General features: G+C 74.7%; 20 protein-coding genes. 19 read left to right on the forward strand and 1 reads right to left on the reverse strand.

The features are described from left to right. Positions 1 to 227 (reverse strand): hypothetical protein (locus ABD284_RS23645; protein ID WP_344147880.1); only part of this gene is annotated, 227 nt, incomplete at its 3' end. Positions 228 to 765: 538 nt separating this feature from the next. Here ABD284_RS23645 and ABD284_RS23650 point away from each other — a divergent pair. From ABD284_RS23650 to ABD284_RS23740, 19 genes are all read left to right on the forward strand, one after another. Then, a complete protein-coding gene (locus tag ABD284_RS23650; protein WP_344147883.1) occupies positions 766 to 1,521 on the forward strand; it encodes a DeoR/GlpR family DNA-binding transcription regulator in 756 nt (251 codons plus the stop codon). A 246-nt stretch (positions 1,522 to 1,767) separates the two neighbouring features. Continuing rightward, a complete protein-coding gene (gene mtlA, locus ABD284_RS23655; protein ID WP_344147886.1) occupies positions 1,768 to 2,886 on the forward strand; it encodes a mannitol-specific PTS transporter subunit IIC in 1,119 nt (372 codons plus the stop codon). After that, positions 2,883 to 3,191: a PTS sugar transporter subunit IIBC family protein gene (locus tag ABD284_RS23660; protein ID WP_344147889.1), complete on the forward strand. Its 309-nt coding sequence runs from the start codon at positions 2,883 to 2,885 to the stop codon at positions 3,189 to 3,191. Before mtlA ends, ABD284_RS23660 begins: the two co-directional genes overlap by 4 nt. Then, positions 3,181 to 3,636 carry a PTS mannitol transporter subunit IIA gene (locus ABD284_RS23665; RefSeq protein WP_344147891.1) on the forward strand — a complete coding sequence of 152 codons (456 nt, stop codon included), beginning with the start codon at positions 3,181 to 3,183 and terminating at the stop codon, positions 3,634 to 3,636. Before ABD284_RS23660 ends, ABD284_RS23665 begins: the two co-directional genes overlap by 11 nt. A 72-nt stretch (positions 3,637 to 3,708) precedes the next feature. Continuing rightward, on the forward strand, positions 3,709 to 4,749 hold the full coding sequence (locus tag ABD284_RS23670) for a zinc-dependent dehydrogenase (RefSeq protein ID WP_344147894.1): 1,041 nt from the start codon (positions 3,709 to 3,711) through the stop codon (positions 4,747 to 4,749). 519 nt (positions 4,750 to 5,268) lie between these two features. Then, positions 5,269 to 5,838 (forward strand): hypothetical protein, encoded by a 570-nt coding sequence (locus tag ABD284_RS23675; protein WP_344147897.1) that lies wholly within the window; start codon positions 5,269 to 5,271, stop codon positions 5,836 to 5,838. Beyond that, positions 5,832 to 6,689: a hypothetical protein gene (locus ABD284_RS23680; protein ID WP_344147900.1), complete on the forward strand. Its 858-nt coding sequence runs from the start codon at positions 5,832 to 5,834 to the stop codon at positions 6,687 to 6,689. Before ABD284_RS23675 ends, ABD284_RS23680 begins: the two co-directional genes overlap by 7 nt. Before the next feature lie 76 nt (positions 6,690 to 6,765). Continuing rightward, complete coding sequence (locus ABD284_RS23685) at positions 6,766 to 7,515, forward strand: SAF domain-containing protein (protein ID WP_344147903.1); 750 nt, start codon at positions 6,766 to 6,768, stop codon at positions 7,513 to 7,515. Further along, on the forward strand, positions 7,515 to 8,333 hold the full coding sequence (locus ABD284_RS23690) for a CpaE/TadZ family protein (protein ID WP_344147906.1): 819 nt from the start codon (positions 7,515 to 7,517) through the stop codon (positions 8,331 to 8,333). The genes ABD284_RS23685 and ABD284_RS23690 overlap by 1 nt, the downstream gene beginning before the upstream one ends. Positions 8,334 to 8,349: 16 nt before the next feature. Then, positions 8,350 to 9,714, forward strand: a complete 1,365-nt coding sequence (locus ABD284_RS23695) for a TadA family conjugal transfer-associated ATPase (RefSeq protein WP_386699751.1) — start codon at positions 8,350 to 8,352, stop codon at positions 9,712 to 9,714. Further along, on the forward strand, positions 9,711 to 10,607 hold the full coding sequence (locus ABD284_RS23700; RefSeq protein WP_344147909.1) for a type II secretion system F family protein: 897 nt from the start codon (positions 9,711 to 9,713) through the stop codon (positions 10,605 to 10,607). Before ABD284_RS23695 ends, ABD284_RS23700 begins: the two co-directional genes overlap by 4 nt. After that, positions 10,604 to 11,509: a type II secretion system F family protein gene (locus ABD284_RS23705; RefSeq protein WP_344147912.1), complete on the forward strand. Its 906-nt coding sequence runs from the start codon at positions 10,604 to 10,606 to the stop codon at positions 11,507 to 11,509. The genes ABD284_RS23700 and ABD284_RS23705 overlap by 4 nt, the downstream gene beginning before the upstream one ends. 39 nt (positions 11,510 to 11,548) lie before the next feature. Further along, on the forward strand, positions 11,549 to 11,722 hold the full coding sequence (locus tag ABD284_RS23710; RefSeq protein ID WP_344147914.1) for a hypothetical protein: 174 nt from the start codon (positions 11,549 to 11,551) through the stop codon (positions 11,720 to 11,722). 2 nt (positions 11,723 to 11,724) lie between these two features. Continuing rightward, a complete protein-coding gene (locus ABD284_RS23715; protein WP_344147916.1) occupies positions 11,725 to 12,168 on the forward strand; it encodes a TadE/TadG family type IV pilus assembly protein in 444 nt (147 codons plus the stop codon). Then, positions 12,165 to 12,581, forward strand: a complete 417-nt coding sequence (locus ABD284_RS23720) for a TadE/TadG family type IV pilus assembly protein (protein WP_344147918.1) — start codon at positions 12,165 to 12,167, stop codon at positions 12,579 to 12,581. Before ABD284_RS23715 ends, ABD284_RS23720 begins: the two co-directional genes overlap by 4 nt. Beyond that, a complete protein-coding gene (locus tag ABD284_RS23725; RefSeq protein ID WP_344147921.1) occupies positions 12,578 to 13,045 on the forward strand; it encodes a pilus assembly protein TadG-related protein in 468 nt (155 codons plus the stop codon). The genes ABD284_RS23720 and ABD284_RS23725 overlap by 4 nt, the downstream gene beginning before the upstream one ends. An 18-nt stretch (positions 13,046 to 13,063) precedes the next feature. After that, positions 13,064 to 16,381 (forward strand): OmpA family protein, encoded by a 3,318-nt coding sequence (locus ABD284_RS23730; protein WP_344147923.1) that lies wholly within the window; start codon positions 13,064 to 13,066, stop codon positions 16,379 to 16,381. A 623-nt stretch (positions 16,382 to 17,004) separates the two neighbouring features. Beyond that, entirely contained in the window at positions 17,005 to 17,508 is a 504-nt protein-coding gene (gene nrdR / locus ABD284_RS23735; RefSeq protein ID WP_344147925.1) for a transcriptional regulator NrdR, read from the forward strand. Between the two features lie 106 nt (positions 17,509 to 17,614). After that, positions 17,615 to 20,455, forward strand: a complete 2,841-nt coding sequence (locus ABD284_RS23740) for a vitamin B12-dependent ribonucleotide reductase (RefSeq protein WP_344147928.1) — start codon at positions 17,615 to 17,617, stop codon at positions 20,453 to 20,455. Positions 20,456 to 20,524 lie beyond the last annotated feature (69 nt).

Here is a 20,524-nt window from a genome sequence, read left to right on the forward strand (position 1 = left end):
ATGGCTTCGCTGTAGTATTCGGCGGCGGTTCCGGAGAAGTTGGCGCGGGCTTTGCGGCGGGTGTTGTCGATGGTGTCGCGGAGTTCGTTGAGGGCGGTGATGAGGCCGTCGTGGGTTGCGGCGAGGGCGCGGAGTTTGGCGGGGTCGGTCTCGGGGATTTCGATGCCGAGGACCCATTTGGCGGTGTCGCGGACCCATTGCGCGCTGTCATGGGCGAAAGGGGGCATTGGGGTTCGCCTCAGCTCCTCGCCGATACCGCAGACGTCGATTCGTGTGGGAATCGCACCCAAACAAACATTCGGCAGGAAACAGGAGTGGCGGCGGGCGGCGAAGCGCGGGTTAACGCTGTGGAAATCGTCGTGCCGGCCGTGCGACCCGGCCGCCCCCTCCCCGCAGCATTCGGGGTGCAGAGAGTCAGGTCACGGCGACGTCGCGGGGGCGTCGCCGCTCAGGCCGGTACCGTCGGCCCCGCTCGCGTTGTCGCTCGCGTTGCCGCCTTCTCGGCGCCGCCGCAGCGGTTGGGCGGCGCTCCTCGGGCCGGTACCGGGCGGTGCCGCGCCGCGGTCGGCGGGTGGGCCGGACAGGGGATGACCGGACCCATTCGCGGACTCCGGTGGCCGCCGGCTCGCCCCGGCCGTCGGCGGAAACGGCACCGGTAACGCCGCATTTCGGGAAATTCGCGCGCAATCCGCGGTCGCTCTTGAAACGCCTCGCGGGATCTCACTAACATCACGTAAAGCCACACCGAAACGCAGGTGATGTCACATGTACGCCGAAGAGCGCCAGCGCAGCATCATGGAACGCGCCCGTAAGGACGGTCGCGTCGACGTCGCGCGGCTCGCCTCCGACTTCGACGTCACCTACGAGACGGTGCGGCGCGACCTGACCGCCCTCGAACGCCACGGCGTGCTGCGGAGAGTGCACGGCGGCGCGATCCCCGTCGAGCGGCTGGGATTCGAGCCGACACTGGCGCAGCGCGACTCCGTCATGACCCCGGAGAAGGAGCGCATCGCCAAGCGGGCTCTGGAAGAGGTGCCGGCCGAAGGGGCGATCCTCCTCGACGCGGGCACCACGACCGGCCGGCTCGCCGAGCAGCTCCCCGCCGAGCTCACCGTGGTCACCAACTCGGTCTCCATCGCGCTGATGCTGACCCCGCGCTCCCACACCAACCTGATGCTGCTGGGCGGCCGGCTCCGCCCCCGCACCCAGGCCACCGTCGAGAGCTGGGCGCTCCAGGCGCTGGAGGAGACCTTCGTCGACGTCGCCTTCATGGCCACCAACGGTGTTTCGGCCGAACACGGGCTCACCACACCCGATACCGCCGAAGCACAGGTCAAGCGGGCGATGATCCGCTCTGCACGCCGCGTCGTCCTGCTCGCCGACCACACGAAGGTGGGCAACGACCACTTCGCCCGCTTTTCCACCCTCGACCAGGTGGACTGCATCATCACCGACTCCGGGCTGGCCGACGGGCTGGCCGACGAGCTCGCCGCGTTCGGTCCCCGAGTCGTCGTGGTGTGATCCACCCACCGCGGCAGGCGCCGCCCTCCCCTGGCGCCTGCCGCCCGTCCATCCGGCTCCGCGTTCACCCCAGAGCCGGCCCGGGCCGAAGGGCCCGCCGCGCGCCGTCGCCGGCGGCCGCGGCCCCGGGTCGGCCGGCCCGCCGACGGCGCCCCCGCCGCGGCGGTGACTGCCCCCGACTCCCCCCGCGGGCCCCGGGCCGTTGGCTCCCGGGCCGCCCCGACACGCAGCCAGGTGATCTCCCCCATGACCCAACCCCAACCGACCGCGAGCAACGCCCCGAAGCAGTCCCCCAGCCGGTTCGAGTCGACCCGCGCCGCCGTCCAGCGCTTCGGCGGCTACCTGTCGGGCATGGTGATGCCCAACATCGGCGCCTTCATCGCCTGGGGCCTCATCACCGCCCTGTTCATCCCCGACGGCTGGTTCCCGAACGAGACCCTCGCCCAGCTCGTCGACCCGATGATCGGCACACTGCTGCCCCTGCTGATCGGCTACACCGGCGGCCGCCTGGTCTACGAGCAGCGCGGCGCCGTCGTCGGCGCGGTCGCCACCATCGGCGTGGTGGTCGGCTCCGAGGTGCCGATGTTCCTGGGCGCCATGATCATCGGCCCGCTCGCCGCCTATCTGATGAAGCTGGTCGACAAGGTCGCCCTCCCGCGCATCCACGCCGGCTTCACGATGCTCTACAACAACTTCAGCGCGGGCATCCTCGGCGGCGCGACGGCGATCCTCGGCCTCTACGCCATCGGCCCGGTCGTCCAGGGGATCACCAACGCCCTGGGCGCGGGCGTGCAGGCGCTGATCGACATCCAGCTCCTCCCGCTGGTCTCGATCATCGTCGAACCCGCCAAGGTGCTGTTCCTGAACAACGCCATCAACCACGGCGTCTTCGCGCCACTGGGCGCCGCCCGGGTGTCCGAGACGGGCCAGGCCATCGAGTTCCTGATCGAGACCAACCCCGGTCCGGGCCTGGGCGTCCTGCTCGCCTGCATGTTCTTCGGCCCCAAGGTCAGCCGCTCCACCGCCCCCGGCGCGATCGTGATCCAGTTCCTGGGCGGCATCCACGAGATCTACTTCCCCTACATCCTGGCCCAGCCCAAGCTGATCCTGGCCGCGATCGCGGGCGGAATCACCGGCGTGACGACCTTCATGCTGCTGGGTGCGGGCACCGTCTCGACGCCGTCGCCGGGCAGCATCATCGCCCTGATGGCGGTCACACCCCGCGGCGGCCACCTGTCCGTGCTCGCGGGCGTGGCCGCGGCGACCGTCGTTTCGTTCGTCGTCGCCTCCCTGCTGCTCGGCTTCGGCCGTCCGGAGCGCAACAAGGAGAAGGCCCAGCACACCAACGCGGAGGCACAGTCATGAGCAGCATCAACGGAGCCGACATCAAGAAGGTCGTCGTCGCCTGCGACGCCGGCATGGGCAGCAGCGTCCTCCTCACCTCGCAGATGTCGAGTTCCCTGTCGCCGCACGGGGTGACCGTGGAGCACGCCTCCGTGGACCGGATCCCAGCGGACGCCGACCTGGTGCTGTGCCACTCCAGCCTGGTGTCGCGGGCCCGCTCCACCCGGCCCGGAACCGTCGTCGTGGGCTTCCAGATGTTCATGGGCGACCCGGCGTTCGCCCGCGTGGAGCAGGCCGTCAGGGCCGGCGAGATCATTGACGACTGAGCTGCGGATCGGCCCCGAGGCGGTGTGGCTGGGCCGCACCGCCCGGGACAGGGCCGAGGCGGTGGACCTGTGCGGTCGGCTGCTGCTGCGCCTCGGTGCGGTGCATCCCGCCTACCTCCCGGCCATGCACGAGCGCGAGCGGTCGGTCTCGACCTACATCGGCGAGGGCGTGGCCATCCCGCACGGCACCGACGCGGCGCGGACGCTGGTCGAGCGAACCGCGCTGGCGTTCGTCCAGTTCCCGCAGGGCGTGGACTGGGGCGCCGGCAACCGCGCCGTGATCGGGATCGGCATCGCCGCGCACGGCGACGAGCACACGGGCGTCCTCGCCGCGCTGGCGCGCGTCCTGTCGGACCCGGCGAAGGCGGAGCGGCTGCGCGGGGCGGAGGACGCGGCGACCGTCGTGGAGCTGCTGGCCCCGGTCGGCGCCGAGCCCCCGCCCTAAGCCGGGCCGCACGCGCCCCGCGCCCCGGAAAGTCCGGCCGAAGACCACAGCACGAGCAGAGAGAAGGCAGCCATGTTGGTCGCCCGCTTCTACGCCCCCGGCGATATCCGCCTGGAGGAGGCGCCCGAACCGCAGGCCGGTCCGGGCGAGCTCAAGATCCGAGTCCGCAACTGCTCCACCTGCGGCACCGACGTGAAGATCCACCGGCACGGCCACCACCACATCGTGCCGCCGCGGGTGATCGGGCACGAGATCGCCGGGGAGGTCGTGGAGGCGGGATCGGGCGTCGCCGGATGGCGTCCGGGCGACCGGGTGCAGGTGATCGCCGCCATCCCGTGCGGTGAGTGCGCCTACTGCCGGCGCGGGTGGCAGACGATCTGCCCCGACCAGGAGTCGATGGGCTACCACTACGACGGCGGGTTCGCCGAGTACCTGGTGGTGCCCGCGAAGGTCCTGGCCGTCGACGGGGTGAACCGGATCCCCGAGGGCGTCGGGTTCGCGGAGGCGTCCGTCGCCGAACCGCTGGCGTGCGTGCTCAACGGCCAGGAGATCGCGGGCGTGGGCGAGGGCGACACGGTCGTGGTCACGGGTGCCGGGCCGATCGGGTGCATGCACGTGCGCATGGCCCGGGCCCGGGGCGCGGCGCAGGTGCTCCTGGTCGAGCTGAACCGTGCGCGGCTGGACATGTCGGCCGCGGCCGTCTCGCCGGATGCGGCGATCGCGGGCGTCGACACCGACCCGGTCGAGGAGGTGCTGCGCCTGACCGGCGGCCGGGGCGCGGACGTGGTGATCACCGCTGCGGCGTCGGGCCGCGCCCAACAGGACGCGGTGCGGATGGCGGCCCGCCGCGGGCGCATCAGCTTCTTCGGCGGGCTGCCCAAGGACGATCCGGTGATCCCGCTGGACTCCAACGCGGTGCACTACCGCGAGCTGTCGATCGTGGGAGCGAACGGCTCCAGCCCTGCGCACAACGCGCGCGCCCTGGACCTGGTCGCCTCGGGCGCGGTGCCGGTGGCCGACCTGATCACCGAGCGGCTGCCGCTGGCGGAGGTGCCCAAGGCGATCGAGACGGTCGCGTCCGGCAGCGCCATCAAGGTGACGATCGAACCCTGACACGCCCGGCCGCCTCGCGGCCGGGTGCCGGAGGCGGGACCTCCCCCCTCCCGGTCCCGCCTCCGGCTCCGCCCCGCCGCGCGCCCGCCGCGCGCGGCGGGGCGGAGCGCGCCCCGGGGCCGCCCGCCCGCTCGGTCGGGCGGCGGTGGAAGCGCCGCCCGATGCCGGTGCGGGATGCGATTCCGCCGGCCTTCGCGCCGCACGGGCCCATTCCCGCCCCGTGGACGGGTGGAGGTGTGTGTGATTTAAGTTGCCTTGGTGTGGCGTTCAGTTGCTTAGAACTTGTTTGCCACAAACTCCTTCTATAAAGTTACGCAAAGCCAAGGGATACCAAAGGCAACACCACACACGCCCGCTCCGCGGCGCGGTGGCCGACGACCGGATGCCCGAGCGACGGCCCCCCGCGCCCGCCCCACGGTCGGCGAGCGCGGCCCGCCCTCCTTCCGCCGCGCCGTTCGGCGGAACGGCCCCCGGGCCCTCCGGTGGAGGCCGCCGACGGAACTCCTGGGATGGGAACGAATGCAGCCAACGACCCGCGCCGCGGTTGTGCTTCCGGCGTCCGGACGCAGCCGTCCCGGGACCGCGGACATCCTCCGGGCGGTCGTCGGCTGCGCGGCCTCCGTCCTGCTGGCGGCGGGATGCGCCGCCGGTCCCGGCGCCTCCACCGGCAGCGGGGCCTCCGCCTCGCCCGGGGCCTCCGCCGCTCCCCCCGCCACCGACCGGGAGCAGGCGGCGCTGGACGCCTACACCGCGATGTGGGAAGAGGCCGCGGCAGCCTCCCACCAGGGCGGCGGTGACACCGGCGAGCTCGACCGCTACGCCACCGGCGCCGCCCTCCTGCTGCTCAGCGAGGCGCTGGCCGGGGCCGACGGAACCGAGGTCACCGGGGAGCCGGTGCTCGACCCCGAGGTGGAGATCGAGAGCAAGGACCGCGCCAGCGTCACCGACTGCCTGGACGACTCCGGCTGGAACCTGGGCGCGGGCCCCGCCACGGCCGCGGGGCCGCGCAAGGTGGAGGCCGGACTGGTGCACGACGGGCTCGTCTGGCGTGTCAGTGAAATGCGGATATGGGAGCCGGGAACATGCTGAAAGCAACAGGAACCGTCTCTCTCGCCACCGCCGTGGTGCTGTTGGCGGCCTCGGCCCCGGCGCGCGCCGCCCCCGGTGACGGCGACTCGTTCCTCAGCACCGTCGAGTGCGGCACCGACGGCGGCGCCGGCTGCGACATCATGCTGCGCTGGCTGCAGCGCGACGCCGCCGCCCCGGGCGACGGCGGCGGGCGGCCCGCGGCACCGGAGGCCTCCGGCGGGCAGGGCGCGGGCGGCACCGACTGGGACGCGGTGGACTGGGACGCCGTGGATTGGGACGCGGTCGACTGGGACGCGATCGACTGGGAGTCCGTCGACTACAGCCAGGGCGGCGACGAGGGCGGCGAGCAGACCGCGGACCCCATGGCGGCGCTCGTGGAGTCCCTGGACTCCTTCCGGCTGCCGAGACCCGAGATCTCCTCCTCCCCGTCCCCCCACGCCCTGGTCCTCGTCAAGACCCCGGTGTGGCTGTGGATCGACGAGGAGGAGTGGCGGCCCGCCACCGCCCAGGCCGACGTGCCCGGACTGGCGCTCCAGCTGACCGCCACCCCCCGCGCCACCCGATGGAGCATGGGTGACGGCACGCAGGTCACCTGCGAGGGCCCCGGAACCGCCTTCGACCCCGCGGTGCACGCCGCAGACGAGGCCTCACCCGACTGCGGCCACCTCTACACCCGCTCCTCGGCGGCCGAGCCCTCCGGCACCTATACCGTCACCGCGGAGATCAGCTGGGACATCACCTGGGAGATGTCCAACGGCGACACCGGCGAACTCGACACCGTGACGACCACGTCGCAGGTCGAGATCGCGGTGCAGGAGTCCCAGGGCCTGGTGACCGGGAGCGGGGCGTGAGACCCCGCGCCGGTGCGCGGACCCGCGCACTCCCCGCGGCGCCGCCGCGGGGCGTGCCCACGACGAGGAGGACACGGTGAGCACGACGACCGGCGCGCGTCCCGCGGCCGAGCCGCGCCCCGCAACCGCACCGCCCCAGGTGCGCCTGCTGGGCACCGGCCCCCGGAGATGGCGCTGGCTGGGCCTGGGCCTGGCCATCATGACCGCCGGCGCCCTCGCCGGCGTCGTCGCCGTCGACCGGATGGACGAACGCCAGGCGGTGCTGGTGGCCGGGGGCGACCTCGCCGCCGGCCACGTGCTCAGCGCCGCGGACCTGGAGGTCGCGCGCATCTCGGTGACCAGCGGAGTCTCGGTCGTCGGCGAGGACCGGCTGCAGGAGGCGGTCGGCAGCACGCTGACCGTCCCCGTCCTCGAGGGCGGGGTCCTCCCCTCCTCGGCGCTGGGCCCGGGCGCGGACTACCCGGCCGAGGGGAAGGCCGTCGTCGGCGCGGTCCTGCCGCCCGGCCGCTTCCCCGCATCGCTGGAGCAGGGCGCCTCGGTCTCGGTGGTCCTGGTCGACGACTCCTCCGGCCCGCCCGCCTCCGGCGGCTCCGGGGCGTCCGGGTCCGAGACAGCGGGCGGCTCGGCGGCGGGCGGGGGCGCCGCCTCCGCCGACGCGGGGGTCACCGCCTACCCCGCCCGCGTCCAGTCCGTGGAGCTGTCCGAGACCGACGGGTCGGCCTCCGTCGAACTCGTCGTCGACGCCGCGGCCGCCGCCCAGGTCTCGGCCGCGGCGTCCACCGACCAGGCCGCCGTCGTGCAGGTCCGGCCGAGGGGGCAGGGCTGATGAGCCGCACCGTCGCGCTCTTCTCGCTGGCCGGGGCGCCCGGGGTCACCGTGACCGCCGCGGCCCTCGCCGCGGTCTGGCCCGAGCCCGCCGGCGCGGTGCTCGTCGAGGCCGACGCCTCGGGCGGCGACGTCGCCGCCTGGCACCGGCTGCACCCCTCGCCCGGCGTCACCGACCTCGCCGCGGCGACCCGCCACCGGGCGGCCGACCCCCTCGACCACACCCAGGCGCTGCCCGGCGGCCTGCCGGTGTGCGCCGGCCCCGCATCGGCCGACGCCGCCCAGGGCGCCGTCCAGCTGCTGGCCACCAACAACCCGGCGCTGGCCGGCGAACCGGCGGACGGCGGGCGGCCCGCCCTGGTCGTCGACCTGGGCCGCCTCGCCCCGCGCACGCCCACCGCACACCTGGCCGCCCACGCAGGCGAGGCGCTGCTCGTCGTCTCCGACGACCTCGCCCAACTGCGGCGCGCCAAGCAGTCCGCGGCCGGCCTGGCCGACACCGTCGCGCGGCTGCGGGTCGTGGTCGCCGGCGGTTCCGGAACGACCGACGAGATCGCCTCGGTCCTCGGCCTCCCGGTGTGGAGCGGGCGCATCCCCGCCGACGCCCGCAGCGCCGCGTTCCTGCGCGGCGAGACCCCGGTCCGGCGCCCCGGGCGCCGCCCGCTGTTCAAGGCCGCGCTCGCGCTGGCCCGCACCGTCGTCGAGCCCCGGCAGGCCGCGCCTGCGGCCGCGCACCCGGAGGCGGAACCGGCACCCCCGCAGCCGCGTGCGCAGCCCTACGCCACCCGCGGCGACCGCGGACCGGACACGCAGCCGTGAGCCACCGGAGGGCCAAGTGAGCGAAACCGACCTCTCCCCGCACAGCGGGCGCTTCGACCGCTTCGCCGACCCCGACCGCGCCGAACGCGAGGACGCCTGGACCGCCTGGGTGACGACCGAGGCGGGGCGGCGCCTCAGCGACCTGCTCAGCGGCGAGGAGGCGGGTGCGGAGGACTACCGCCGCCACGCCGAGCGCGTCATCGCCCAGATCCTCGACGAGGCCGCCCGCACCGCGCTCTCCCAGGGCCGCGCCGTGCTCGACTCGGCCACCGAGGAGGTCATCGCCGGCCGCGCGCTCGCCCAGGTCTGCGGCATGGGACCGCTCCAGCCGCTGCTGGACGACCCCTCGATCGAGAACGTCAACTGCAACGGCACCCAGGTGTGGGTGCGCTACGCCGACGGCACCCGCGAGCGCCGCCCTCCGCTGTTCGCCAGCCCCGACGAGCTGGTCGCGCTGGTGCGGCGCATCGCCGCGGAGTCCGAGACGGGAGAGCGGCGCTTCGACCCCGGCGCGCCCATCCTGGACATGCCGCTGCCCGGCGGCGAGCGGCTGAACGCCATCATGGACGTCGCCCGCGTACCCGCCGTCTCCATCCGCCGCCACCGCCACACCACCACCACGTTGCGCCGCCTGAGCGAACTGGGCACCCTGGACCCGCTCACCGAGGCGCTGCTGGGGGCGGCCGTGCGCTCCCGCCGGAACATGGTGGTCACCGGCGGCACCGGCGCGGGCAAGACCACGCTGGTGCGCGCGCTGGCCGCGGAGATCCCCCGCACCGAGCGCCTGGTCACCATCGAGGACGTCTTCGAACTGGGCCTGGACCGCGACGTCGGGGCCCACCCCGACTGCGTCGCGCTGCAGGCGCGCCCCGCCAACGTCGAGGGCGCCGGCGAGATCACCATCGCCGACCTGGTGCGGGCGGCGCTGCGCATGTCGCCCGACCGCGTCATCGTCGGCGAGACGCGCGGCCAGGAGACCGTCCCGCTGCTCAACGCGATGAGCCAGGGCAACGACGGCAGCCTCACCACCCTGCACGCCGCCGACTCCGCGGGGGCCTTCACCAAGCTCGGCGCCTACGCCGCCCAGTCGGCCGAGCGCCTGCCGCTGGAGGCCACCGCCTCGCTGGTGGCCGCGGCCGTCCACCTGGTCGTGCACGTCTCGGCGCTGCCCACCGGGGGCCGCATCGTCACCAGCGTCCGCGAGGTCGTGGGCTGCGAGGGGCAGCAGGTCGTCTCCAACGAGATCCTGCGCCGCGACCGGGACGGTACGCCGCTTCCGGCCGCGCCGCCGAGCCCCACCACGGCCGACGCGCTCGCCCAAGCCGGGTTCGACGCCGCACTGCTGGGCGAGGGCATGGGCGTCGGCGGGTGGGTCGCATGAGCGGGGGAGCGGCCGGCGCCGCCCTCGCAGCCGTCTGCTGGGCACTGGCCGGAGCCGGCCTGTGGATCGCGCTCGCCGCCTTCTTCTCGGTGCCGCGCTCACCGCGCCGCGGCGGCCCCTCGGTGCGCGGGCTCCTGCTGAGCGGGCGCCCCCTGCTACTGGCCGCCGCGGTGGCGGCGGGCGTGCTGGTCTGGGTGCTCACGGGCTGGCCCGTCGCCGGTGTGCTGGCCGCGCTGGGGGCCTGGTGGCTGCCCGGGGTGCTGGGGCCCGACCGCCACTACGCCGACCACGTGTCCGGCGTCGAAGCCGTCGCGGCCTGGACGGAGATGCTGCGCGACCTGATGGCCGGCGCCTCCGGGCTGCACCAGGCCATCGCCTCGACCGTGCCCATCGCCCCCGATCCCGTCCGCGGCGAGGTCGCCCGGCTCGCCGAGGCGCTGCGCCAGGGGCGGTCACCGCAGGCGGCGCTCGGGGACTTCGCGGCGGAGGTCGACAACCCCATCGCCGACCTGGTGGCCGCGGCGCTGACCACGGCCGCCTCCCGCCACGCCACCGACCTCGGCGTCCTGCTGGGCTCGCTGTCCGAGGCGGCCCGCGAGCAGGCCGCGATGCTGGTGCGCGTGGCGGCGAACCGCGCGCGGGTGCGCACCTCCATCCGCATGATCATCGCCGTCACGCTCGGCACGGCCGCCGTCCTGCTGCTGTTCAGCCCCGACTATCTCGCGCCCTTCGGCACGCTGACCGGGCAGGCCGTCCTCGCCGGGACCGGCGCCATCTGGGCCGCGGCCCTGACCTGGATGGTCCGGCTGTCCCGGCCCCGGCAGAACCCGCGGGTCCTCGCGCCCAGCGCGTCCGCGGCACCGTCCGGCGAATCGGCGGAGGTCACCGCATGAACGGTCCCACCCTGCTGCTGGCCGTGATCGGCGGAACCGCCGTCGGCCTGGGCCTGTGGCTCCTGCTGGCCACCCGATTCTCCCGCCCCACGCTGAGCGAGCGCCTGGCCGACCCGCCGCCGCGCGAGCAGAGCACGGTCCGCGCCCGCAGCACCGCCCAGGGCCCCCTCGCCCGAGTCGGGGCCGTCGGGGCCCCCGCGATCGCGGCGCTGGGCCTGCCGGGCGAGCGCGTCCGCCGCGATCTGGCGGTGTGCGAGCGCGACACCTCCGCCTACCTGGCCGAGAAGGCGACGGGCCTGGTGCTGGGCGTGGCCGGGCCGCCGCTCGCGGCGGTGCCGATCGGCCTGGTCGGAGGCGACGCCGGAACGATGTGGGGGCTGGTGGCCTGGGCCGTGTTCGCCGCCGTCGCCTGGTTCGCGCCCGACCTCTCCCTACGCGACGAGGCCCGCAAGCGCCGCGAGCAGATGCGCCACGCCTTGGCGGGCTTCGCCGACCTCGTCGTCGTGTCCCTGGCCGGCGGTGCCGGGGTCAACGGCGCGCTCACCGACGCCGCCTCCGCCGGGGGCGGCTGGGCCGTCGGCCGCATCCGCGAGGCCCTTCGCGTGGCCGCGCTGCGGCGCATCCCCGCCTGGTCGGCGCTGCGCGACCTGGCCGAGCACTACGACACGCACGAGTTCGCCGAGCTCGCCGCCAGCCTCCAGCTCGCCGGCGCGGACGGCGCCCGGGTGCGGGGCTCGCTCGCGGCCAAGGCCAAGACGCTGCGCACCCAGTTCCTCGCCGAGCTCGACGCCGAGGCCCAGTCCGCGACCGAGCGGATGAGCCTGCCCGTCGTGCTGCTCTTCGCCGGATTCCTGATCCTGCTGGGCTATCCGGCCCTATCGCACATCCTGACCGCCCTGTGACGCCGCGGCGCCACACTCCGGACCCGCTGAGGAGCCCCGATGAACCACCTGCGCCGACTGCTCCGCGACCGCGGCTGGCGCGGCCGCGGCGATGCCGGCTACTCCACCGAGACCGTCATCGTGATCGCGCTGCTGGCGGTGATGGCCCTCGGCGTGGTGACCACCATCACGACCGTGGTGACCGACAAGGCCGCTTCGATAACGCTGGACTGACCGTGGGCCCGCACACCGGCCGCGGCGACGACCGCGGCAGCGTCGAACTGGCCGTGGCCACACCGCTGATGCTGGTGCTGGTCCTGCTCGTGGTCCAGGCGGCGGTCTGGGCGCACGCCGACCACGTCGCGGCCACCGTCGCCCGCCGCGGCCTGGAGGCCGCCCGCGCCGTCGAGGGCGACGGCGCCCAGGCGCAGGCCGAGGCGGCGGCCGACAGCCTCGGCGGGACGCTGCTCACCCACCGCAGCGTCGTGGTCGAACGCGGGCCGGAGAACGTGCGGGTGATCGTCGCCGCCGAGGTCCCCTCGCTCATCCCCGGCATGACCTGGCCCGTCCGCCACGAGCTGACCGGGCCCGCCGAACGCTTCGTCGGACCGGAGGGCGCGGCCCCGGGCGGTCAGGGCGGGCAGGGCGGCGCGCCCGCGACCGAAGGAGGCCCACCGTGAGGCGGCGCGACTCCCAACGGGGATCGATGGCCCTCGAACTGACCGTCCTCACGCCGCTGCTGCTGCTGTTCGCGCTGCTGATGATCCTCGCCGGACGGGTCACCCGCGCCGAGGCCACCGCCGACGAAGTCGCGCACTCGGCCGCCCGCGCCGCCTCGCTGGAGCGCACCCCCGACCGGGCCGAGGCGGCCGCCGCCTCGGTCGCGGCCTCCGCCCTCGACAGCCAGGGCATGGCGTGCTCGGACTACGACCTCCGGCTGGAGCACGGCGGGCTGTCCGCCGGCGGCGCCGTGACCGCGGTGCTGGCGTGCCGCGTGGACCTCGGCGACCTCTCCGGCCTGGACGTGCCCGGAAGCCACACCGTCGAGGGGGAGTCCACGGTCGTCGTGGACACCTTCCGGGGGCGTCCGTGAGCGCCCGGAGCGCCCGGAGCGCCCGCTGCGGCCTCGGGGGCCTCAGGGGGTTCCGGGCGGGGGAGGCGCGCTCGGAGGAGGGCCAGGCGACCGCGTTCGTGGTGGTGATGACCGCGGCGTTCCTGATGTGCCTGGGACTGGTCCTCGACGGCGGCGGTGCGCTGCACGCCCACGGCCGGGCGCAGTTGCTCGCCCAGGAGGCCGCGCGGGCCGGAGTCCAGCAGATCGACTGGGAGGAGTACCGCTCCGGCGCACAGGAGGTGGACCTCGACCCCGTCGCCGCCGGGGCCGCCGCCCGCACCTTCCTCGCCGACGCCGGCGCGGTGGGGACCGTCACCGTCGAGGGCGACACGGTGACGGTGACCTGCTCCGTCCCCTACGACTTCGCGCTCCTGCCCCTCGGCTCGGCGACGCTGGAAGCCACCGCGAGCGCACGCCCCTACAGCCAATCCCCCGCCCCGTAGCGATCCGTGGAGGCGACCATGGGCACCTTCCGTCGGCTGTGCGCGCTGCTGCTCGCGTCGGCCGTCCTGATCGGACTTCCCTACCTACTGCTGTGGGAGCTGTCCTGGCCCCAGCTCGACCTCACCTGGCAGAGCGCGTCGGTCCACCTGCGCAGCCTCGCGGTTCCGCCCGGCGTGACCACGGCGGTGCTGATGAGCGCGCTGTGGGCGGTGTGGGGGCTGTACGCGGCGGCCCTCGTGGCGGAGGCCGCGGCCCGGGCGCGCGGCGGCGGGCTGCGGTTCAGGCCGCTGGGCCCGCTGCAGGTGCTCGCCGCCACCGCGCTCGGTGCCACCGTCGCGGCCCCCGCCGGGGCGCTGGCCGACACGGTGCAGGTCGACCAGACCGACGCCGGCCAGGAGGACGACGGCGGCGCGGGCCGGCCCGAGGACACCGGCCCGGACGGCGGCGGCGCGCCCCAGACACCGGTCGCCGACCCGGGATCGGCGGTCGAGCGCTCCCGCACCGTCGCCGGTTTCGCCTTCGGGTCGGCGGAGCTCACCGGGCCGATGCGCGACGACCTCTCCGGTGTGGCCGGTCTCGTCCGCGACTTCGGCGGCGAGGGCACCACGGTCCGCATCGTCGGCCACACCGACGCGACCGGGCCCGACGACGTCAACCTCGCCCTGTCCAGGGATCGGGCGGACAGCGCCGCCGAGTACCTGCGCGGCGAGCTGGGCGAGGACGCTCCCGAGATCGAGACCGCGGGTGCGGGCTCCCAAGACCCGCGCTCGGGCGACGACCGGGCGCAGCGCCGGATCGAGATCGTCTACACCGTGGCCGCCGGGCAGTCCGGTGGCCACGGTGCGGCGTCGGAGGCGTCCACCGGAGCGGCGGAGAGCCGGGGCGAGCAGGCCGACCGGGCCGAGCAGGACGAGCAGGCCGCCGAGGCTGCGGGCGGCGGCTCGGAAGCGGGGAGCGCGGCCGCGGCCGCCGTCGGCGCCCGGGGTGCCGGCGCGGACGCCGAGCCCGACGACGCGGGCGGCGCCGCCTCAGCCGGAGAACCCGCCGGCGGGGACGGCGGGCCGGTCGTGATGCTGGAGGTCCCCGACGCCGCCTCCGCGTCGGCGCTGGCCCTCGCCGGCATCGCGGGCGGCTACGTACTGGGGCGCGGCGGCGTCCGCATGCCCGCGATGCGGCTGTCGCTGCCCCGCTGGGCGCGGCGCGATCCCGAGCGGCCCGCCCTGCCTGCGGTGCCGGGCCGTCCCGGACCCGAACCCGGCATCGACACCCGGGTGACGGTCGAACTCGACCACGTGCCGGGGATCGGCATCACCGGCCCCGGGGCGCGGGCGGCGGCCCGGCGCCTGGTCGTCAACGCCCTCGGCGACGCGGCGGAGCGCCCCGCCGAGATCCTGATGACCGCCTCCCAGGCCGTGCGGCTGCTCGGCCCCGAGGCGTACGGTGTGCTCACCGCGCACCCCTGCGAGCCGGTGCGGATCGTGGAGTCCGCGGAGGAGGCGCTGGAGGCGCTCCAGCGCGAGCTGCACGAGCGCGCCGACGACCCGGAGCGCCCCGCGGAGGGCCGCCCCCTGGTACTCGTCACCACCAGCGACCCGGAGCACGAGGCGGCGCTGTCCGGTCTGCTGCTGCACGGGCAGCGGCGCGGGGTCACGGCGGTGGTGATCGGGCGCTGGCCGCTGGGCGGCAGCTGCGAGATCGCCGAGGACGGCCTCATCACCGAGACCAGTCCGCCGCTGAACACGCTCCACCACGCCTCGTGGCCCGGGGCGAGCCAGAGCGAGGTCGTCGCCGCGGTCCGCGCCCACCGGCACGCCCGGCCCGCGGGGCCGCGCGCCGCCCGGTCCTCGGCGTCCGCCGCCGCGAGCGGGACGGCGCGGAAGCCCGGCGAGGGCGCCATGGCCGACGGGAGCGATGGGACGGCACACGCGCAGGAGGCGGCGGGGCTCCGCTCCCGCGCCACCGACGAGGCGGGGCCGCGCTCCGCCGCGGCGCCGCCTGCCTCCCAGACCGCGCATTCGGACGCGGCCGCCGCTTCGGCCGGGCAGGCCGGGTCCGCGGAATCTGCAGAGTCCGCGGGGTCCGATCCGTTCGCTGCCGCGGCCGCCCCCGCCCGCTCCGCCAAGGCCGGGAGGCTGCGCGCCGCGCGGGACCGGAAGCGCGGCCCGCAGGATGCGGGCGCAGGCACCGAGAGCGCGTTCGACCCCAGCGGGTTCGCCGCCGCGCTCACGCCCGAGACGCAGGCGTCGAAGGAACAGGAGACGGAGAAAGAGGAGGCGGCGCCGTCCGCCGCCGGCGGGCCGGCGCGTCCGGCGCCGCGGCCCGCCGCCGGGGAGGCCGTCTCGGCTACCGGAGGGTCGGATGCCGGCTCGTCCGCCTCGGCCGTCGGCGGACCAGAGGGCAGCACGCCGATAACGGGCGTGGAGGAGGCGGCTGCCTCGCGGAGGCGGGAAGCGGCGCGGTCGGCCGCCGCTGAGAGGCCGGTGAGCGCTGAGCCCGCCCCGGGTGCGGGCCTCGCCGCGTCGGCGGAGGACGCCGAGGAGGCGGACGGCACCGGTGGTCCGGACGTGGCGGTCCCGACCGCCGACCGGGAATCCGAGAGCGCGCCGGCGGGGCCTGTATCGCCCCTGCCGCTGCGGAATGCGCCCGCCGCGGGGCCCGCGAGCCCGCTCCGCAGACGCGGCGGCACCGCCCGGGAGCGCACCCCTGCCGACGGCGGCTCGAAAGAGTCCGGCGCATCCCGGCAGGAGCACCTGAGGACTTCCGAAGAGTCCGCCACTCCCGCCGCCGGCGCGCTCGGTCGACGGGCGGCGGAGCGCTCCGGCGGCGAGGCCGGCGACGCCCGGCCTTCGGGCGCCGCGCCGGCCGAGGCGGACGGGGAGACCGCACCGGCGGACGGGCGCGCCGGGGAGTCGGACACGGCCACGGCCCCGACCGCCGGCGAGGACGGAGACCGGAGGCGGGACGCCACCGCCCGCGCGGCGCGTGTCCGGCGCATGCGGTCGGCGCGGCTCGGTCCCGCTGAACGCGGCGACGGGTCCGGCGGAGACGGACCCGAGTCCGGGGCCGCCGCGTCCGAGGGGGCGGCGGCCCCGGACTCGCCTGGCACCGGCACCGGTGCGGGCGCCGCCGCTCCCGGGGCGGCCCCCGCACCGTCCCGGCCCCCGGAGGCGACGCAGTCCTCCTCCGAGACGGCACAGTCGCCCTCTCCGGAGGAGGCGCCACCGGACGCCGAGGAGAGTGCGGGCGGCGACGAGGACGCCGACACGCGGCGCTCGCCCCGCAAGGTCCGCAAGGCGGGGCGCGGCCGCAACTGGCGCCCCCGCGAGACCACCTGAGGGGCCCGGGCGCCGGGGCCGCTCGGTCCGGATCGGTGTCGGGCGGGGCCGGGGGCGCGCAGGGCGAGTAGGGTGTCCACCGGCCGCCGCCGCGGTGGCCGTCTCACTCGCCCGACCGGTCGCCCGGGCCACCCGTTCGACCGGCGCCGAACTGATCCCCGCGCCCGACCGGCCCGAGCGGCAGCTGTGCGCCCCCCGCGACAGGCTCCGGGGCTTGCCGGCGCCGCCGTCGCCGCACCCGCGGCGCGCCGGGCGCGGCTGTGGGCATGTGCACACGCGAGCGGCCGCGCGTACGGGTACGTACAGGGCCCATCCGGCCACGCCAGGTGGTTTGCGCACGATGACCTGCAGCACTCGCACGCCACCCGCTTCAGGGACTTGCGTAGTGGGTAGGGCGGTCGTAGGTTAACCACAACATCTAGTGCTCGTCTTGGAACAAGCAGCCTAGAAATTGTGCTTTAGTAGGTACCTGATCCTCGTGGATCGCTTGTCGCGCAGGCGGTCTGCGAACGGGGGCCGACCACCGGAGCGCCCGCCGGAGGCGCGTCCCGCGACAGCGGGCCGCGCCACCGCGGCGGTCCGGGGCCGGGAGGAGCCAGCCGAGTCGGGGGAGGCGCGTCGGCGTGCATTGTCCGTTCTGCCGCAATCCGGACTCCCGGGTGATCGACAGCCGTTCCACCGAGGACGGCTCGGCCATCCGGCGGCGGCGGTCCTGCCCGCAGTGCGAGCGCCGCTTCACCACGCAGGAGACGGTCCTGCTGATGGTGGCCAAGCGCTCGGGTGTGACCGAGCCGTTCTCGCGGAGCAAGATCGTCGCGGGTGTGCGGCGGGCCTGCCAGGGTCGGCCGGTCACCGAGGACGAGCTGGCCCAGCTGGGTCAGCGGGTCGAGGAGGAGATCCGCTCCCAGGGCGTGGCCGAGGTGCCCGCACACGAGATCGGGCTGGCGATACTGGGCCCGCTGCGCGAGCTCGACGAGGTGACCTACCTGCACTTCGCGTCCGTCTACCGCGGCTTCGAGTCGCTGGCGGACTTCGAGAAGGAGATCGAGTTGCTGCGTGCGGGGCGCGAGCGCAGCGGGCCGGAACGGGAGCAGCCGGCCGAGGACGGAAAAGAGGAGTTGGGCTGACCAGGACTGGGCCGCGGAGAACGGCCGAGGCGAGCACGATGCACCGCATCCGGCCGGGCGGATGGGTGCCTGAACCGGGTACGCGACGAGGAGCAGGGGGAGCGAGATGACTGAGACCGCTAGCGGGCCGGCCCGCAAGGGGAAGGACCGCCGCAAGGGACTGAAGATGGAGCGCATCTTCACCCGGCCCGGCGTCCACCCCTACGACGCGGTCGAGTGGGAGCGCCGAGACGTCGTCATGACCAATTGGCGCGACGGTTCGGTCAACTTCGAGCAGCGCGGCGTGGAGTTCCCCGCGTCCTGGTCGATGAACGCGACCCAGATCGTCGCCAGCAAGTACTTCCGCGGCGCGCTGGGCACGCCCGAGCGCGAGTGGAGCCTCAAGCAGCTCGTGGACCGCGTGGCCGGCACCTACACCGAGACCGGCAGGGCCGCCGGCTACTTCGCCAGCGACGAGGACGCCGAGATCTTCGACCACGAGCTCAAGCACGCTCTTGTCAACCAGTACTTCAGCTTCAACTCCCCGGTCTGGTTCAACGTCGGAACCGCCTCGAAGCAGCAGGTCAGCGCGTGTTTCATCCTCTCCGTGGACGACACCATGGAGTCGATCCTGGACTGGTACAAGGAAGAGGGGATCATCTTCAAGGGCGGCTCCGGCGCGGGCGTGAACCTCTCGCGCATCCGCTCCAGCCAGGAGCTGCTGACCTCGGGCGGCACCGCCTCGGGCCCGGTGTCGTTCATGCGCGGCGCCGACGCCTCGGCCGGGACCATCAAGTCCGGCGGCGCCACCCGCCGCGCCGCCAAGATGGTCGTGCTCGACGTCGACCACCCCGACATCGAGGAGTTCGTCGAGACCAAGGCGCGCGAGGAGCACAAGATCCGCGCTCTGCGCGACGCCGGGTTCGACGTCGACCTCGGCGGCGCCGACATGTTCAGCGTCCAGTACCAGAACGCCAACAACTCGGTGCGGATCTCCGACTCCTTCATGCGGGCCGTGGAGTCCGGCTCCGACTTCGGGCTGACCTCCCGCACCACCGGCGAGGTCCTGGCCACCGTGGACGCCAAGCGCCTGTTCGCGAGCATGGCCAAGGCCGCCTGGGAGTGCGCCGACCCGGGGCTGCAGTACGACGACACCATCAACGACTGGCACACCGCGCCCGAGAGCGGGCGCATCACCGCGAGCAACCCCTGCTCGGAGTACGTCCACCTGGACAACTCGTCGTGCAACCTGGCCTCGATCAACCTGCTGAAGTTCCTCGACGAGGACGACAGCTTCGACATCGCCCCCTTCGTCAAGCTCACCGAGCTGGTCATCACGGCGATGGACATCTCCATCACCTTCGCCGACTTCCCGACCGAGAAGATCGGTGAGACGACGCGGGCCTTCCGGCAGCTGGGCATCGGCTACGCCAACCTCGGCGCCCTGCTGATGGCCACCGGCCACGCCTACGACTCCGACGGCGGCCGCGCCGTGGCCGGCGCCATCACCTCGCTGATGACCGGCACCGCCTACAAGCGCAGCGCCGAGCTGGCCGGGGTGGTGGGCCCCTACGAGGGCTACGCCAAGAACGCCGACGCCCACAAGCGGGTCATGCGCAAGCACGCCGCCGCCAACGACGACCTGCGCACCGTGGGCGCGATGGACCGCGCCGTCTCCGCCGCGGCCACCACGGCCTGGCAGCAGTGCCTCAAGACCGGCGAGAAGAACGGCTGGCGCAACGCCCAGGCCAGCCTGCTCGCCCCCACCGGCACCATCGGCTTCATGATGGACTGCGACACCACCGGCATCGAGCCGGACTTCTCGCTGGTCAAGTACAAGAAGCTGGTCGGCGGCGGGTCGATGCAGATCGTCAACCAGGCCATCCCGCGGGCGCTGCGCAACCTCGGCTACCAGGAGGAGCAGGTCGAGGCGATCGTCGAGTACATCGCCGAGCACGGCCACGTCGTCGACGCTCCCGGACTGCGCCCCGAGCACTACGAGGTCTTCGACTGCGCCATGGGCAAGCGCTACATCCAGCCCATGGGCCACGTGGAGATGATGGCCGCGGTGCAGCCGTTCCTCTCCGGCGCGATCTCCAAGACGGTGAACGTGCCCGAGGAGGCCACCGTCGAGGACTTCGAGCACATCTACTTCCAGGGCTGGAAGCTGGGCCTCAAGGCGCTGGCGGTCTACCGCGACAACTGCAAGGTGGGCCAGCCGCTGTCCACCGCCTCCACCGAGAGCAAGGCCCGGGACAAGCCCGAGCCGGAGGTCATCGAGGTCAACCGCCCGGTGCGGCGCCGGCTGCCCAAGAAGCGGCCGAGTGAGACCGTGTCCTTCTCCGTCGGCGGCGCCGAGGGCTACATCACCGCGGGCTCCTACCCCGACGACGGCCTCGGCGAGGTCTTCATGAAGCTCGGCAAGCAGGGCTCCACGCTCGCCGGCGTCATGGACGCCTTCTCCATCGCCATCTCGATCGCGCTGCAGTACGGCGTTCCGCTGGAGACCTACGTCGACAAGTTCACCAACATGCGCTTCGACCCGGCGGGGATGACCGACGACCCCGACATCCGCATGGCGCAGTCGGTCGTCGACTACATCTTCCGCCGCCTGGCGCTGGACCACCTGCCCTACGACGAGCGGGCCGCCCTGGGCGTCCTCTCGGCGGAGGAGCGCCGCGCCATGGCCAACGGCGAGGACCCCGCCCAGGTCGCGGCCCAGGTCGAGTCCTACGCCCAGTCCGCACCGCTGACCCCGGCCGAGCGCGCGGCCGAGGAGGACGAGCGTCCCGGCTCCTCCGCAGCGGCGGAGGAGCGCGACGAGCCGCATACGACCACCGAGCTGGTCGAGCGCAGCCAGGGCTTCGTGGCCGACGCCCCGCTGTGCGTCACCTGCGGCACCAAGATGCGGCCGTCCGGCAGCTGCTATGTCTGCGAGGGCTGCGGCTCCACCAGCGGCTGCAGCTAGGACCAGGCGAACAGGCGAACAGGCGACGTTGCGATCGATGCAGCGTCCGCCCTAGCGGATTGACTGCGC

The sequence above is a fragment of the Streptomonospora arabica genome (assembly GCF_039531585.1).
Classification (GTDB): Bacteria; Actinomycetota; Actinomycetes; order Streptosporangiales; family Streptosporangiaceae; genus Streptomonospora; species Streptomonospora halophila.